This is a genomic window from Streptomyces marianii (assembly GCF_005795905.1).
Taxonomy (GTDB): domain Bacteria; phylum Actinomycetota; class Actinomycetes; order Streptomycetales; family Streptomycetaceae; genus Streptomyces; species Streptomyces marianii.
Map to the genome: position 1 here is coordinate 1,244,355 of NZ_VAWE01000001.1, position 16,512 is coordinate 1,260,866.

12 protein-coding genes are annotated in these 16,512 nt (G+C 70.8%); 5 read left to right on the forward strand and 7 right to left on the reverse strand.

Annotated elements, in window-relative coordinates:
• Complete coding sequence (locus FEF34_RS05680) at window positions 1-429, reverse strand: NfeD family protein (protein ID WP_138052135.1); 429 nt, start codon at window positions 427-429, stop codon at window positions 1-3.
• Window positions 430-1,544: 1,115 nt separating this feature from the next.
• Here FEF34_RS05680 and FEF34_RS05690 point away from each other — a divergent pair.
• Window positions 1,545-2,264, forward strand: coding sequence for a DUF1775 domain-containing protein (locus tag FEF34_RS05690; protein ID WP_138052136.1), 720 nt, complete (start codon window positions 1,545-1,547; stop codon window positions 2,262-2,264).
• A 127-nt stretch (window positions 2,265-2,391) separates the two neighbouring features.
• Here FEF34_RS05690 and FEF34_RS05695 read toward each other — a convergent pair whose 3' ends face one another.
• The 3 genes from FEF34_RS05695 to FEF34_RS05705 form a co-directional block, all read right to left on the reverse strand.
• Window positions 2,392-2,757, reverse strand: coding sequence for an MmcQ/YjbR family DNA-binding protein (locus FEF34_RS05695; protein WP_138052137.1), 366 nt, complete (start codon window positions 2,755-2,757; stop codon window positions 2,392-2,394).
• Between the two features lie 316 nt (window positions 2,758-3,073).
• Window positions 3,074-3,502 (reverse strand): subtilase-type protease inhibitor, encoded by a 429-nt coding sequence (locus FEF34_RS05700; protein WP_138052138.1) that lies wholly within the window; start codon window positions 3,500-3,502, stop codon window positions 3,074-3,076.
• Between the two features lie 665 nt (window positions 3,503-4,167).
• On the reverse strand, window positions 4,168-5,502 hold the full coding sequence (locus tag FEF34_RS05705) for a cytochrome P450 (RefSeq protein ID WP_171052838.1): 1,335 nt from the start codon (window positions 5,500-5,502) through the stop codon (window positions 4,168-4,170).
• Window positions 5,503-6,315: 813 nt separating this feature from the next.
• Between FEF34_RS05705 and FEF34_RS05710 the strand changes: the two genes are divergently transcribed.
• Window positions 6,316-7,719, forward strand: coding sequence for a cytochrome P450 (locus FEF34_RS05710; protein WP_407698259.1), 1,404 nt, complete (start codon window positions 6,316-6,318; stop codon window positions 7,717-7,719).
• 732 nt (window positions 7,720-8,451) lie between these two features.
• Here FEF34_RS05710 and FEF34_RS05715 read toward each other — a convergent pair.
• Both FEF34_RS05715 and FEF34_RS05720 read right to left on the reverse strand, forming a co-directional pair.
• Window positions 8,452-9,537 carry a selina-4(15),7(11)-diene synthase gene (locus tag FEF34_RS05715; protein ID WP_171052839.1) on the reverse strand — a complete coding sequence of 362 codons (1,086 nt, stop codon included), beginning with the start codon at window positions 9,535-9,537 and terminating at the stop codon, window positions 8,452-8,454.
• A 637-nt stretch (window positions 9,538-10,174) separates the two neighbouring features.
• A complete protein-coding gene (locus FEF34_RS05720) occupies window positions 10,175-11,008 on the reverse strand; it encodes a class I SAM-dependent methyltransferase (protein ID WP_138052140.1) in 834 nt (277 codons plus the stop codon).
• A 780-nt stretch (window positions 11,009-11,788) separates the two neighbouring features.
• Here FEF34_RS05720 and FEF34_RS05725 point away from each other — a divergent pair.
• Window positions 11,789-12,433: a CAP domain-containing protein gene (locus FEF34_RS05725; protein ID WP_138052141.1), complete on the forward strand. Its 645-nt coding sequence runs from the start codon at window positions 11,789-11,791 to the stop codon at window positions 12,431-12,433.
• A gap of 29 nt (window positions 12,434-12,462) precedes the next feature.
• Here the strand turns inward: FEF34_RS05725 and FEF34_RS05730 are convergent, their stop codons facing one another.
• The gene (locus FEF34_RS05730; protein WP_138052142.1) at window positions 12,463-12,747 is read right to left on the reverse strand and encodes a YkvA family protein; all 285 of its coding nucleotides are present in this window, start codon (window positions 12,745-12,747) and stop codon (window positions 12,463-12,465) included.
• A 397-nt stretch (window positions 12,748-13,144) separates the two neighbouring features.
• Here FEF34_RS05730 and FEF34_RS05735 point away from each other — a divergent pair, with 397 nt between their 5' ends.
• Entirely contained in the window at window positions 13,145-14,206 is a 1,062-nt protein-coding gene (locus FEF34_RS05735) for a PucR family transcriptional regulator (protein ID WP_138052143.1), read from the forward strand.
• Window positions 14,207-14,885: 679 nt separating this feature from the next.
• Window positions 14,886-16,421: an alanine/glycine:cation symporter family protein gene (locus FEF34_RS05740; RefSeq protein WP_138052144.1), complete on the forward strand. Its 1,536-nt coding sequence runs from the start codon at window positions 14,886-14,888 to the stop codon at window positions 16,419-16,421.
• Window positions 16,422-16,512 lie beyond the last annotated feature (91 nt).

The window sequence follows — 16,512 nt, forward strand, 5'->3', positions numbered from 1 at the left end:
TCACTCCCGGGGGTAGACGACTGCGGTGGCGCCGCTGATCTCCATGACGTCCACGGCCGTTCCCGGAGGGATGACCAGCGACTCGTCGTACGCGCGGGCCGTCCACTCCTCGCCGCCGATGCGGACCCTGCCGCCCGTGCCCGTCACCTCGGAGACGACCTGGGCGGTGCTGCCGACCAGAGCGTCCACGCCGAACCGCTCGCGCCGCGGTGTGAGCGCGCGCCGCACACGGGGGCGCACGAACACCACACTGATCACGGAGACGACGGTGAAGACCAGGAACTGGAGGGGCAGCGGCAGTCCCGCCGCGGCGCATGCCGCGGTGATCAGCGCGGCTCCGCCCAGCATGCCCAGCGCGACGGTCAGCGTGACGATCTCCGCGGCGATCAGCACCGCAGCGATGATCAACCAGATCGCCCAGAGGTCCATCTCGCCCCTCCTGACTGACGCAGGTGCTCGGAGATCCCGGGCGATGTCCCGTCCTCCTCCCGCGAGGGCCCGGAGTGCACACCGGGCCGGGAGGTGACCGTTACCGGGTCACCCCTTACATCTCATATCTACCCATCCTAAAAACGTAGAAATCACCTATATTCCACCTTTCGTCGCGATCTGCCCGATCCCGGTGTCACGGCGCGCCCGGACCTCCGGCACCGGGCGCCGGACCTGGTGTGTGCCGGGTGGGACGTGCACCCGATGGCCCTGCATCCGGAAGGGTGCCGCCTCGGCGACCGGCTCCTCGAAGCCCGGCGCGAGGAGTCGCGTACGACGCCTCCCATCCGGCGGGGCGTCGGCCCGGAGTACGTCTCCGCTCTCGCGCGCACATCGCGTGCCGCACCGCCCCGGTACGCGAACCGCCCCATCCCCCCGGCCGGCGGCCGTCGTGCTCCCGGCCCGCGAACCGTCCCGTCGGCGCACGAGCCGCCGTCGGGGCCCTTCGGGCCGTCGGGGTGCGCAGTGCCGTGCGGGTCCGCGCAGTGCCCCGCCGTGCCCGGCACGCTCCGGCAGGGGCGCCGACCTGGGGCAGGACCTGCGGACGGTGGTCCATCTGGAGGGTGGTGTGGGTGGTGCCGAAGACGCGGCCCAGCAGGTCCTCGAGGTCCCGGCGTACGGCGTGACAGTCCCCGCCGGCCTCGACGAGCACGTGCGCGGACAGGGCCGCCTCCCGGGACGTGATCTCCTGCCGACCGGGACCGGAGGGGCCGGGCGACTGCCGACGGGGACCCGACGCGCCGTGCGCCTGCCGACCGGCCACACGATGGTTCATGATGGGCGGGCCATGCACTTGCCGCACGCGGACCCGCGTCCCCCACTGCCCGTCGTGCGGGCGACCGTGTTCGCCCTCGTGCGCGGCGTACTCGGGCTCACCGCCCGCCCTCTCGCGGCCCGAGAGCCCGCGGAGCGGGCGGCGGGCGCCGCGTCGGTGACCGCGCTCCTCGCCGTGGGGCTGGTGCACGGCCGCTGCGGCCGCGAACTCTTGGGCAGGCCATGGCCGTCAACTGCGCGGCCCCCCAGGCGGCGCTCATCCACCACGATCCGGAGACGCCATGACCCCCACCTCCACGAGCATCCGCCGGGCGTGCCTCTGCCTCGCCGCCGCTGCCGGTGCCGTACTGCTGGGCGCAAGCCCGGCGGCGGCGCACGTCGAGGTCGAGGCCGACAAGGCCCAGGCTCTCGCCGAGAACGTCACGCTCACCTTCAACGCCGAATCGGAGTCCGACAAGGCCGGGATCACATCCCTGCGCGTCGTCCTCCCCGAGGGGATCACCCCCTCCGACGTCACGTACGAGGACGGCCCCGAGGGCTGGACGTTCGGCACCGCGGCCGACGGCTACACGGTCAAGGGGCCCGCCGTCGCCGTCGGGGCCGACGCCGAGTACTCGGTGCGCGTCCGGCAGTTGCCCGACGTCGAGGAACTCGCCTTCAAGACGCTTCAGGGCTACGGCGACGGACGCGTCGACCGCTGGATCGAACTCGGCGCCACCAGCGGCCACGGCCACGGCAACTCCGCACCCGTGCTGAAGCTCGGGGCGGCCGCGCCCGGCGCCACCGTGAAGAGCCCCACGCCCGCCGCCTCGCCGACGCCCACTCCCAGCGCTCCGGCGCGCCCCGCCCCCGAGGCGTCCCCGGCGAGCACTCCGGCCGCGAGTGCGGCGGTGGAGAGCGGCGGTCTGTCGGCCGGCGGCTGGACAGCGATCGCCGGGGCCGTCGCGGCCGCGGTCGCCTCGCTGGTGTTCCTGCTCCGGCGGCGCTCCCGCGCGAACTGACGGACGGGGATCGCGGGTGTGGTCCGGGCCGGCCGGAGGCACCAGGCCGGAGGGGCCGGCTCCGGATCACCGGCCCGAAGGCACGCCTGCCGCAGCCGTGTCCTTCCCTCCCCGGACTGCACGCCCCTCACTCGCCCGAGCCCGCTCCCGGCCGCAGTTCGGGATGTTCCTCCGCCAACCGGTCCGGCGCCGCCTGCCTCCAGGAGTCGACGAGAATGTCACGTAGTTCGGCCAGGTCCTCCAGCGCGCAGAGCCGCACCCGGACCCAGGACGAACTCGCCTCGTGCGGTGGCACCCAGAACTTCTGCGGCTCCGCGGCGATCAGTTCGGTCCGCTCGTGCTTCGGGCAGCGCACGGCGAACGACGTCTGATCGTCGGGGATCGTGATGTACATCTTCCCGGCCACGCGGAACGTGGGCATGCTCCATGCTTCCTTCTCCACCGTTTCGGGGAGCGACAGAGCGATACGGCGGATGTCCTCGGCCTCGATCATGCGCCCCACCGTAGCCAGCGCCGCTGACACACCTCCGCGCGCGGACCGCGCCGGCGGCGTCACGGCACGCCGGGCGGCGAGAAGTCGGTGCCGCGGCGTTCGCCCCCGTCATACGCTCCACGACATGGATCCGCTCACCCCCGCCGCTGTGGCGCTGTCCGTCACCGTACCGCTGTACGGGCGTCTCGCTCTGCGCACACGGCAGTAGCTCGGGCGTTCGACGTGCGGACGCCGAATTCCCAGGGGAACGGGGATCGGGGGTGGCGACGGCCACCCCCGATCCCCATGCCGGGTGATCCCTCCTCCGCGGAATCACTCAGAATTCGAAGACGGCCGCGCCTTCGGCGTTCTTGACGCAGTCGTTGGCGAAGGTGTGCTCATAGCTCACCCGCGTGCCCTGCCAGACGCCCTGAGCCGTCACCGTGACGGGGTTGTACTCCCTGGTGCAGAAACGCGGCTGCCCGCGGCTGATCTCGGCGAGGCTGCCGAACTCGCCCTTCACCTGTGCGAGGGCGGCGCACGCGCCTTCCGAGTCCGGATGCGTACCGGTGGCGCCGGGCCCGCAGGTGAGGACGACCGCACGCTCCGGGCTCGTTGTGGTGCTCTCCCCGTGTGCCGTGGTCAGGACCAGCGCCGAGGGCGCGTACAGCGAGGCGGGCGCGCTGTACGCGACGCCGGCCGTCGACCCGAGCAGCGCAACGGCGAGGGTGGCACCGCCTGCTGTCCATCGAGCGGTCTTCCGCATGGTTCTCGTCCTTTCCTGGGTGGATTCTCCTGGGTGAACGATGAGTGCTGCAGCACCGGGTTGGCGTTCCCGAGTCTGCCGGTCCCCCGTGTGAACGGCACAACCACCCCGTTCGTTTCGGTAACTTCCCCTCTTCAGCCACTGGCCGGAAGCCCACGGAGAAGATGAGAAAGTACCCAGGCGGTCGCGACGACCCGCGTTCCGGCACCGTCGCCCGGGGCCGGATGGGACCGGTCGGCAAACGGCCGGATGGCTGTGTCACCCGGACCGGACCGCGCACCCGGCGTCGGCGCGCAGCGGCATGCGGCCGGGCCCTGCACCGACCCACCACCAGCGGCCGCGCCGAAGGGGGTCGAAGGGTCGGAGATCGGTACGGCGGCGCAACACTGTTGAGCGAGCCGTCAACCGCCTGAAACAGCCCCGGGCTGTTGCCATTGGCAACCAAGCCCCGCTGAGAGCTGTCCCGCAATCCCCGGCGGGCGTGCTTCGAAAGTCCCGTCTGGGCGGGGGCGGACGACGCTACTTCCGAAACACGCCCTGGAGGAGGCCGTTGCCTTCGGCCGTCTGCGAAACCGCGCTCGGCAGACCGGCTTCGTGGGCCGCTGCAGAGCCCTTCCCGGATCGCGGGTGCCACCGCTGGCTCGCGTCCGTATCGAGCGGGACCGTCAGACGCCCTGGCGGCGGCGGACGACCATGGGCACGCGAATGGGGTGTGCCATGGACGCGGTGGCCTCGGCCGGTGGCTTGCTGCCGGGAACGGAGCGGAGCCTCCAGCGGGGCAGGACGGTGGCCAGGATGATGGTTGCTTCGAGCCAGGCGAACTTGTCGCCGATGCACTTGCGGTTGCCGGCGCCGAAGGGAGCAACGTGGTGGCGCGGGCGGTCGGCTGACTGTTCGGGAAGCCAGCGGTCGGGGTCGAAGCGGTCGGGGTCCGGATACAGGTCCGGGTCGCGGTGCATGGCGTAGGGGCTGAAGAGGACCTCGGTGTCGGCGGGAAGGTCGTAGCCGCCGATGGTGACGGGCTCGATGGTGCGTCGCATGAGTGTGGTGACTCCGTGGAGCCGGATCACTTCGTTCAGGACGCGCGTGATGGCGGGCAGGTTCTGTACGTCGGCGAAGGTGACGGGCCGGTCGCCGACGGCGTTCTTGATCTCTGTGAGGAGTTCCTCTTCCACGTCGAGTCGCTGGCCGATGTGGTACATGGCCCAGGCGAGTGTGGAGGCGGTTGTCTCGCTCCCAGCGAAGAGCATGGTGGCGAGTTCGTCGCGGACTTCTTCGTCGGTCATGCCGGTGCCGGTCTCGTCGCGTGCGGAGAGCAGCAGGGAGAGCAGGTCCGTGCGGCTTTCGGGGTTGGAGGCGCGGGTGGTGGCGATGACCTCCTCGATCACGGCGCGCATCCGGGAGGCCGAGCGGTCGAAGGACCTCCAGATCGGGAGCCCGTCCAGGGCTTTGGGGGCGAGGGCCCGGCGCAGCATGACGCGGAGGATGACGGGCAGGTCTTCGCGGACGGATTCGACGGCGGGACGGCCGATGTCGGCGCTGAAGATGGTCGCGGCGAGGGTCTCGATGGTGAAGCTGCCCGCGACCTTGGCTGCGTCGATGGTCTGGCCGTCGCTCCAGGAGTCCGCCAGCATCTGGGAACGCTCGGCCATGACGTGGGCGTAGCCCTCGAGGCGCTCCTTGTAGAACATCGGCTGGATGAGGCGTCGGTTGCGGATGTGGGTCGCGCCTTCGGAGTTGCCGATGCCGTTGCCGACCAGCGGCTTCAGCCGGTCGAAGAGTCGGCCCTTCCTGAAGTGCTTGCCCTTCTTGACGAGGACTTCGGTGATCGTGTCGGGGGTGGTGACGACGACGACGGGCATGGTGCCGATGTCCAGGCGCAGGACGGGCCCTTCGGCGTGGAGGGCTCTGAGGACTCCGAGCGGGTCACGCAGCACGCGGGGTACGTGGCCGAGGCCGGGCACGCGGCCCTTCGCCCGGGGTATGGAATCCAGTGACACGTCTGGGTCCTCTCGCGACAGTCTCGCGCCGGTGCTGGGCTGCCCCGGCGTGACGGTGTGGGGGGATGGTCGGTTGCGCGCGATCAATCGGCCAGCCGGAACGATCCAGTCCGGCGCATACTATTCGCGCTTGATCGTTTTCAACAGGGCCTCCGAGGCAGCCGGTTCGCCTCAGAGCCGCACCCGGCCAGTTGCGCCCGGCCCCTCGTCCGGCGGTGCCCGCGGCCGGATGGGCGGACACGGGAACGCACAGGAAGAGAGAAACGGACCTCCCCTTTTGCGGGTCATGACCCTGTGACCTGCGCAAACCGGACGGTAGGGTGTTCGGGACGCCTCCGGCCCCGGTCCGTCGCGACGTCCCGGTACCGAGCGGAAGAGCTCGCCGCTGGCCCCGACGTCCCGGCCCGTTGCAGGAGTTGCTCCTCGCTCCGCGGAGCCGTACGCGCGGAACGGCCACGTCGTCGAACCGATCAGGCGGCTACCGAAGGCAGAGGGGGCCCCTGGACCGGAGTCCCACCCCCGCGGGCCGTTTTCATCTGCGCGACCCCAGGGAACGGGACGCTGAGCCGCCTTCCACCAGCAGGCTCTGCCCGGCTTGGACACCGACGATCGGTTGACGGCTTAACTATGTTGTCCTGAAAGGGCTTTGATGGCTTGTCGGGTGTTCTTGTGCGGAAGATATGCTGCCTCTGCGCTGCCGATCTTGCTCATCGGGGACCGGCGGCCGGGACCGCTGCCCGCGGTCCGCAAGGACGCTCATGAGTGCCCCGGCCGGCCTTCGTGACAGGGGTGCTCTCAATCACCGGAGGCCCCGTGACCACCCCATCCCCGATATCTGCCGACGGGCTCATGCCGCCGCCCGGGTGCCCCGCGCATGGCATGGCCAGGAACGGCCTCGTGCGGCTGCCGGAGGTCACCGACCCGGCCGCGACGTACGAGGGGCTCCGCAAGCAGCACGGTCCGGTCGCCCCGGTCCTCCTGCACGGCGACATCCCGGCCTGGATGGTCCTGGGGTACCGGGAGAACCTGGAGGTCATGCGCACGCCGAAGCTGTTCAGCCGGGACTCCCGGCTCTGGAACGCCTTCATCGAGAACCGTGTTCCGGCGGACTCGCCCCTCATGCCCATGGTGGCCTGGCAGCCTCTGTGCGTCTTCGCCGACGGCGACGAGCATGCCCGACTGCGCGGCGCCGTCGTGGACGGTCTCGCCCAGTTCAACCGCCGCGGTATGCGCAAGTACGTGACGCACTACACCCGCCAGCTCGTCGCCGGCTTCCGCAGGGACGGCACCGCCGACCTCGTGCGCGACTACGCCGAGCCGCTGCCCATGCTGGTCGTCAGCCGCCTGCTCGGCATGACGCCGGACAAGGGCCCCCTCCTGGTCGAGCCGACGCTGGACCTGGTGCGCGGCAGTGAGACCGCGGCCGCCAGCAATGCGGTGGTCACCCAGGTGCTGACGGACCTGGTCGCCTACAAGAAGACCACCCCGGGCGATGACCTGGCCTCGCGCCTCATCCTGCACGAGTCCCAGCTCACGGACACGGAGGTGGTCGAGCACCTGCGCATGATCCTCGTGGCCGCGCATCAGGGCACGGTCAATCTGATCGCCCACACCCTGCGGCTGATCCTCACGGACCGGCGGTTCCGCGGGAGCCTCTCCGGCGGACAGATGACCCTGCCCGACGCTCTGGAGCAGGTCATGTGGGACAACCCCAGCATTGCCACCATTCCCGGCCGGTGGGCGACGTCCGACACGATGATCGGCGGTCAGCACATCAGGAAGGGCGACCTGCTCATGCTGTGCATCGCCGCGGCCAACGTGGACCCCGAACAGCGCCCCGACCTGAGCGTGCCGATGCACGGCAACCGCTCACACCTCGCGCTCAGCGCCGGCCCGCACGAGTGCCCCGGCGGCGACATCGGCCGCGCCATCGCCGACACCGGCATCGACGAGCTCATGTCCCTCCTCCCCGACATGGCCCTGGCGATCCCGGAGACCGAGATCGGTGTCACCTCCAACTGGCTCACCAAGCGACCGGACGCGCTTCCCGTTCGGTTCACCTCGCCGCGCTCCCTGGGCGACCTCCATCCCGCACAGGGGGCCCCGGTCGCCGCTCAGCCGCTACCGGCGGCGTCGAACCCGCAGCAGCACTCCCGTCCTCCCGCAGCGGTGTCAAGCCAGCAGGGGTCCTGGTGGCGCTCGCTGCTCTCTCGGTAGCAGCCGTGCCCGGCACGCCTGAAACGTGATCACTTAATGTGGTCCGGGAAGGGAATGCCGAGCGGCACGGCCGCTGTTCTCGTCTCCAGCACCGTCTGCGCCGGCCTTGCTGCGCTCGGGCGTCCCCTGATGGAAGAGGCGATCGTGCCGCTCGTCGAGTTGCGGCTGATCACGCCACGCGTCACCCGCCGCAGGCAGGAGTGGAAGAGCAAGGGCCGCGAGCCCCGTCCAGGTCACCGAGCTGGACGGGGCGCTCGCTGTCGTCACCAGGCGCCCGGGACTTGTCCGGCCGGTCATGTGACTGCGCCGAGCCCGAGTCGTTCGATGTGGACACGGGGCGGGGTGATCTGAGTGATGCCGGGTGGGAACGGCTGCGGCCGTTCCTGCCGGTCGGAAACGGTCGTTGCGGCCGGTGGCGCGTTCTTGTCGAAGGCCTCGGCGCCATGACCGCGTTCCCCACGCCGTGATGCCCTGGTCACGCACGACCACGTTGAACGGCGCCTGCTCCGGCTCCGGCCCGGTCACCACCGTGAACTCCTCACCCGGACGCATCCAGTGATCAGTTCCCACGGCTCGACCCACGGGCGGACCATGCCGCTGGCCTCGTCGGCCCGGTCGTGCGATCCCGTGGCCGCGAAGGCAGTTGTGACAGGGTCCCGAGACCGATGGGGAAGGGCCCGGCCGTACGCGCTCAGCGCCGTACGCCCGGGCCCTCCGGTCTGCTCAGCCGCCCTATGCGGCGGCGTCATTCAACGGTGCGGTCCGGGAAGCGGGCACCAGGTCCCACCACCAGGAGATCGAAGGGATGTCGAGGGGTTCCCGGCTGGTGTCGGTCGGGCGGTCGGAGAACGACGGCGAAAGGGCGGCGGGGTCGTCCGGGGTGGTGTAGCGCAGCGAACTGACGCTCCAGTCCTGGGTCGCCCGGATGAAGGAGGCCAGGTTGCCGAGGTACTGCCGTACCTGGGGGCTGCCCTCGTCTTCGAGCTTCGCGCGCAGGCTCAGGAAGAGGCACATCACCCGGTCGCGCTGGGCTATCGCCCGGGTCAGGGCCTGGTTCGGGCTCAGCCCGTACTCGTGCTCGAGGACCCGGATGACGTTGAGGTAGTAATTGGCGCCCCGGCTCTCCTTGTGATGGGAGTAGATGTCGTTGTCCCACGTGGTGATGAAGGACGTCATCTCGCCGGCTGCCCGCACCGCCTTGCTCTCCCGCTCGTACGGCTGGAGTTCGTACCCGTGGCCCATCTCCAGGAACGGTGGCACGACGGAAGTCGCGCCGACGTAGAGACGCATCAGCGCGTAGTCGTTGAGGCCGGGGATCCGGCCCGCTGCCCGGTGCTCGGCCTCCCACACCACGGCGAAGAAGTACTCCCGCAGGGTGTCCACCCACCGTGCGGTCTGGAGGGCCGTTCCCCATCGCGACACCCGCAGCGTCAGGTCCCGCAGTCCTTCGGCGAGTGGATCCCCGGAGAGCATGGTCACTTCCGGGTTCTGCGCCACGCGCAGCAGCTGGCTGAGCGTGGCGGCGAGCTCGCCCGGCTTGATGCCGAGCTCGCCTTCCTCGCAGTAGCCGTCGTCCACCCCGAAGAGCCAGATGACGAAGTCGGACAGGACCGAGACGACCTCCTCCCGCCCTTCCGGGAGGATACGCGCGGCGAAGACGCCGATGTCCTGGGTGACAAGACGCCGTCGCCACTCGGGTGAACCGATGTTGAACCGGTCTGCCCAAGCGGCCGTCCGGGCGTCGATCGCCTTGTGGCTCGGGTGGACGGCGGGAGGGATAGGAGCGTAAATGGGGGGAACTGCCAGCGCAGGCCTCACTCTTGAGTCCCTTTCAGTCATAGTGCGCGAGGTCACTCCGGGGGGGATGCACAGACCATGGCCGGAACTGCACACAGAGTGATCACATACTACGCGGCATCGTAGTGACCGAAAGTCGTTGGTCCAAGAGGTTCCGGACGTTGAGGCGCGTCGGCCCGGTCAGGTGCTGATCGTCCAGGAGCGGAGTCGGGGGGCGATCCCCTGCGCGCCGGCGCCCCGCTCGGCGACCGCCGCGGCCGGGTGATCACGAACGACGCGGTGAGCGGCACGATTCGAGCGCGGCCTGACGGCCCGGCGGGTGCAGATAGCAGCGGCCGCCGATGCGTCGCAAGATGGACGGTGCCCCTGACAGGCCGGCCGAAGACGCCGGCGGGCCGATGCCCGCTGCCGTGGGCCCCGGACCGGCTGGGCCGCGACAGGACCGCGTGGCGCGATTCAGGGACGGACCGGCTCGCGAGTACGGGGACGGGGAGGAAGAGAGGTCTTCCTCGGCCCGGACGACCTTGCCGCCCGGAGTCGGGCGAACCCCGTCTGCGGGACGTCCGGGAGGCCAGGAAGAGACCGCGGTCGTTCCCGTCGACGGCAGGAGCGCTGCGCGGATGCGGGGCGCAGGCTGCCTCGTCCTCGAACACGATCCTCAGAGAGTGCTCCCCGGGCGGCCAGAAGCCCCTCCTCCCGCCAGGGGCGCGCGGCTGACCCGGATCTTCGACTGGCCGTGGGGGCGCTTCTCCCAGTCCTCCATGAAGCGTGCCTGCAGGCCGTGTCCGCGTGCCAGGGCGAGGAGCGTCTCGGTCCGGTAGTAGAAGTCCTCGCGCAGCACCTGGTGTTCGGCTCCCTCGGTGCGGTCGAAGGTGAAGTCGAAGAACCCGGTGTCCGTCAGCACTCGGCCGACGTGTGCGAGGCATTCCTCGATGACCTCCAGCGGCGAGTGGGAGAAGACGCTGTGCGCATGGACGACGTCGAAGTGGTCGCTGGGCAGGAAGTCCAGGGTGAGGTCGCCGACGAGGGTCAGATGGGGAAGCTTGTCCTGGAGCCGCCGCTCGGTCAGGGTCTTCTTGGCGGCGATCAGGATGTGGGGCGAGATGTCGATGCCGTAGTAGTTGCCGGTGCCGAGATGGTCGATGAAACGCCAGCCGGCGCGCAGATTGCCGCAGCCGATGTCGAGCATCCGGTGTTCGGGGCGCAGCCCGTGCTCGAGGAGGTAGTCGAACTGCATCTGCCCGAGCGCGAGCCAGCGCTCGTGGGTCTGGCTGCCGACCGCGGCCTCGGGGTTGCGGCGGGTGTCCGAGGCCATCACGGCCCGGTAGTAGCCGATGTGGTCGGGGTGCTTCAGGCGCAGCCGGAAGTCCCGGACGGCGCGGCGGAGGTACGGGATGACGCGGCCGGGGTGGCGCAGGGCGTACCCGACCTTGTGGGCGAGGGCGGCCCGGTTGTTGCGCAGCTTCTTCGGTGACGTGGCGTCGGCGGGCATGGTGGAGCGACCTCCGTGCAAAGGCGCCGTTCGGGGGTGCGGTTCGGGATGGCGGATGCCCTGCGCACCGGCACAACAGTACGCCGGTCGGACGCCACCGGGTGGGACCGGCGCCGTGTACGGCGAGGTCGGCGCCGCGGCCGACGCCCTCAGCGCAACGGGGCACTCCATGCCGCAGCACCGCGATGAGCGTGGATCAGCACGGTCACCGTGTCGGCGGTGCGGTCGGGATGGCTGCGGCCGTCGGGCTGATGTAGCTGCGCGGCCCGACGCGGGTGGCGGGTGCCGACGCCTCCGGGACCGCGAACGTTCCCGGCACTCTCCTCGAACGCGGCTCGGGGACGCCTGCTCAGTGAGTCCGTCGTCGGCCTGCCGTGGTACGGCGGGCGTCCGCCCTGCGGCGGGCACGGAAATCGCGGCGCGCATTCCGCTCCGCCAGGGCGACGGCAGCGGACCGGCACGCAGCGGGACGGCCCCTGTATCCGGCCGTACCGGAACCGCTCCCCGGAGGCACGGTGCCTACCGGGGAGCGTCGGGCGGGACTGCGCCGGACACCCCTGCACGGCGGCTCGCGGCCCTCGCACTGGTCGCCCTCAGGCGCCTGCCACGCGGTGGAGCACCGCCACGGCCGAGTCGCACACGCACACCGCACCGGCGCAACCACGGTCGCGGTTGCTGGTGATCATGGCGTGTCAGGGCCGACGGAGTCCGGGTTCGTGCCACGGTGACGGCATCGGCAACGCGAGGCTCACCCGCCCTGCGCGAATCGGAGGATTCATCGTGAAGACCCTGGTCCCGGCTGTGTCAGCCGCTCTGTCGGCCGCCCTCCTGTGGGGACCCGCCGTCCCCGCGCAGGCGGCTGACGCCCCGTCGCCCTCCCCGGCGGCGGAGAAGGAGGACACCGGGCAGTCGTACCACCCGAACGTCGACTGGATCGTGTGTGAGATCAACAAGGAACGCGCGGCCCAGGGCCTGCCCGGCCTGCGCGTCTCCGACCGGGCGAGCGAGGTGGGGCGTTCGCACGCCAAGGACATGGCGGCCATGGGGCGGCTCACCTCCGTGGGCAGCGACGGCCGCGACCTGCGGACCCGGATGTCCGACGCGGGCCTGTACTCCGGTCTGATCTCCGAGTCCATGGCCTACGGCTACACCCACGACGGGTACTTCGCGGACCGGGCGACGGACCCGGGCCCCGGGAACGCGCTGTACAAGGTCCTGATGAACCGCGGCATCGTGGCCGTCGGCATCGGATACGACCGCCGCTACTGGGACGTGAACCTTCTCGGCGCACACCGCAAGCTGGTGGCCAGGGCTCCAGCCGGCTGCGGGGTCGACCCGACGGCGCCGAGGTCACTGCCGGTGCCGGCCGCCTCCGAGGCAGCCGGATCGTGGAGCGGCCCGGTGCTCGCGCGGGGCGCTCGGTAACGCGTCCAAGGGCCCCCGTCCCAGCGCGGTCATCCGGGCTTCTCCCGTGCCGCACCCCGGGCGGCCGTCTGCAGAGCCCTGAGTGCGAGCACCAGGACACCGATGTCGTCGACGTACACGGGGTCGGGCAGCAGGTCGACGGGCGACACGGTGTAGAGCACGGCCGCCCAGAACAGGGCCTTGTCCCTGACCGGCATCCCGGCGTCGACGAGCGTTCTGCGGGCCCTGACCACACGGAGCAGCAGCCACCCCGCGCCGATGGCCGTGGCGAGGGTGATCGCACCGAGGACCCACCAGAGGGCGCTGCCGTCCATGACCTTCCTTCTACCCCGGTAGGCGGCGGTGAGTCGGCCCGGGTCCGAACGGCCTCCGGACGGACGGCTGCGGGTCCTGAGCACCGGCCCCGACCGGGGCGGACGCGTACCCGGCGAGCGGTCGGCCACTGCGGGGCGCGCAGCACAGCCGGTGCGCGGAACATCGTGCGGCAGCGCCCGTGGAGGGGCATCATGCCCAGGCCCGGCAGCCTCCTCGGGACGGCACCAAGGTTCTCGCACTGTGACTCCCGCCGACGTTGCCGCTCACCGGCAATCTTTACGTACCCTTGACACCCGGGGCCCGCTCCGTGCCGGCATCGCGCCGTCCGGCACCCGGACCTCCGCGGCGCACGACAGCGCCGGGAAACGCCGGAAGCCGGGGGGAACGGGAGAGCGCATGGCGGATCGGACAGCCCCCGAGCGCTACGTGGCGGGGTACGACGGGATCCTGATCGCGGCCTGCACCACGGGACGCAGGCTCACCCGCGACGAGCTCGAATCGCTCCGGCTCCAGGGCGAGCGAGCAGCCGAGGCGGGCGTCGGCCTGCGGGCACTGGTACGGGTCCTGCTCGGCGCCGCCCGAGCGGTCCGCTCGACGCTCGCGCCCGACGCCGCCGACCACCTCCTCGCCGCCGTCGAGCAGGCGGTCGACGCCTTCGGGGAGGGCCACGAGCGCGCGCAGCGGCTCGCCGTGCGCCAGGAGGAGGCGGCGCGGCGCGAGTTCATCGACGACCTGCTCTACGGGCGCAGCGACCTGGGGCGTCTGGCCGAGCGTGCGGAGCGCTTCGGGCTGCTCCTCTCCCATGCGCACGCCGTCGCCGCCGCGCAGGGCGCGGAACCGTTCGGCGACGGCTCGCCCGCGACCCGGCGGATCGAGGCCGCGCTGCTGGCCCGCTTCGGCGACCGCCGGATCCTGCTCACCACCAAGGACGGCCGGCTGATCTGCATCGCCCCGGGGGACCAGTCGGACGTCCTCGCCTTCTTCGCCAAACAGGCGTACGCGGCCGCGGAGGGCGGCCGCGTGGCCATCGGGCGCGCCCATCCGGGCGCGGGCGGAGTCGTCCACTCGTACGAGGAGGCGCTGAACGCCCTGGACCTGGCGGAGCGCATGAGCCTGGAGGATCCCGTACTCCGGGCCACGGACCTGCTGGTGTATCCCGTGCTCACTCGCGACCGGCAGGCCATGACCGACCTCGTGGAGAGCGTCCTCGGTCCGCTGCGGGAGGCCCGTGGCGGCGCCAGGCCGCTGATCGGGACGCTCGCTGCCTACTTCGACAGCGGCTGTGTCGCGGCCGAGGCGGCGCGCCGGCTGTCGCTCAGCGTTCGGGCCATGACGTACCGGCTCGACCGCATCCACAAACTCACGGGCGCCGATCCGGCGGACCCCGTGCACCGATACACGCTCCAGACGGCCGTCATCGGTGCGCGTTTCCTCGACTGGCCCGAGCAGGAGGCGTGAGCTGCCGCGGAACGCGGCGTCGCCGGCCGGGGCAAGGGTTCCGGTTCCGGGCCGGCGGTCCGGCCGGGAAGGACCGGTCCGCCGGGCGGGCCGGACCGCCGTATACGGCATGGGAACTCAGCGCGGGACACCCGGCGCGCGGATTTTGCCGCCCCTTTCCCCGTCCGTCACTGCTTGGAACCGGCAACCTCCACGGCGGAACACTGCCGGGAGCAGGCATCGAATGCACTCCGGGGCGGCATCCGGCGTGCTCAGGGCCTCCCCGCAACGGGCCGGCGGCCGCACAGCGCACACTTTCCGCAGGTCAACGCCTCAGCACCAGGACCCGGCGAGCACACACAGCCAGCCTTCGTGGACGTTCGGTGAACGGGGACACGCTTCCGGATAACGGTCTCGTCACGCTCGCAGGCAATTCCCTTGGTTACTCGCCGTTATGTGATTCCGATCACCCAGTGATGCACAAAAACCGTGTTAGAACTGCGCAACTCCGCAGATGGCCTCGTGCCGTGACGCGGAGCGCGCCGGTTCCCCGCCGGCGCGGCACGACCAGGGCGATCAGGTTCGAGTCCGCGGACCGACGCGCCCCGGGTCGCCGAACGGACAACGGCGTTCGCTCCAAGACCGCACACCCTCCGGCGCAGCCTTCCCTGCGCCGGTCCTGCGCCATGAGGTAGCCACTGTGTCACTCGACTCCATGACCGAATCCGTCGACAAGGCAGTCAGCGGATTCTTCGAACCCATCGCCAGCTGGCTCGGAGAAGTCGTCTTCTACTCCGTCCCCGTCGCCGGGACGGAACTCCCCCTCATCGTCGCCTGGCTCGTCGTCGCCGGCCTCGTCTTCTCCACCTGGTTCGGGCTGGTCCAGATCCGGAAGTTCCGCCTCGCCGTCGACGTGGTGCGCGGAAAGTACGACGAGAAGGGGTCGGCCGGTGAGGTCAACCACTTCCAGGCCCTGACCGCGGCCGTCTCCGGCACCGTCGGCCTCGGCAACATCGCGGGTGTCGCGGTCGCCGTCTCCATCGGTGGCCCCGGTGCGACCTTCTGGATGATCCTCTGCGGTCTGCTGGGCATGGCCACGAAGTTCGTCGAGGTCACCCTCGGCGTGAAGTACCGCGAGGTCCACGCGGACGGCACCGTCTCCGGCGGCCCGATGCACTACCTCCCCAAGGGCATGGCCGACCGCTTCGGCAAGAACGGCAAGACCTTCGGCAAGGTGCTCGCCGTCCTGGCCTCCTTCATGGTCCTGTTCTTCGGCCTCTTCGGCGGCAACCTCTTCCAGGTCAACCAGAGCTACGCGCAGCTCGTCTCCGTCGCCGGCGGCGAGAACGGTGCTCTCGGCTCCTCCGCGGGCGCCCTGTTCTTCGGCATCCTCATCGCCGCGCTCGTCGGCATCGTGCTGCTCGGCGGCATCCGCTCCATCGCCAACGTCACCAGCAAGCTGGTGCCGTCGATGGCGGCCATCTACATCGCCGCCTGTCTGATCGTCATCCTCGTGAACGTCACGGCCGTGCCCGACGCGGTCGTCACGATCGTCGAGGGCGCCTTCAACCCCGAGGGCGTCGCCGGTGGTGTCCTCGGCGCGCTGATCATCGGCTTCAAGCGCGCGGCGTTCTCCAACGAGGCCGGTCTCGGCTCCGCCCCGATCGCGCACTCCGCGGTGAAGACCAAGCACCCCGCGAGCGAGGGCCTGGTCGCTCTGCTGGAGCCGTTCATCGACACGGTCATCATCTGCACCATGACGGCCCTCACCATCGTGATCGCCAACCCGGCGAGCTGGGCCGAGGCGCGTGCGGGCGAGTCGATCGGCGGCGTCACCATCACCTCGGACGCCTTCGGCACGGTGCTGCCCTGGTTCCCGTACATCCTCACCATCGCGGTGCTGCTCTTCGCCATCTCGACGGTGCTGACGTGGGGCTACTACTGCCTCAAGGCCTGGACGCACCTCTTCGGCCGCAGCAAGGCCAGCGAGATCACCTTCAAGGTGCTCTACACGCTGTTCGCCGTCGCGGGCTCGCTGCTCACCCTGCAGACCCTGATCGACATGGCCGACGCCGTCCTCTTCATGCTGGCGGTCATCAACATCATCGGTCTCTACCTGCTCGCCCCGGTCGTCAAGCGGGAGCTGAACACCTTCCTGGAGTACGTCCGGGCCCGCAAGGCGGGCGAGAAGGACGACTCCGACGACGACCAGGAGCCGGTGAAGACCACCGCCTGACCGCCCTCGCGGTCCGGCTCCCGAAGGGGCCGCATGCGCCCGCGCCTTGCGCATGCGGCCCCTTCCTGCACGTTCCCGCAGGTGGGGTGCT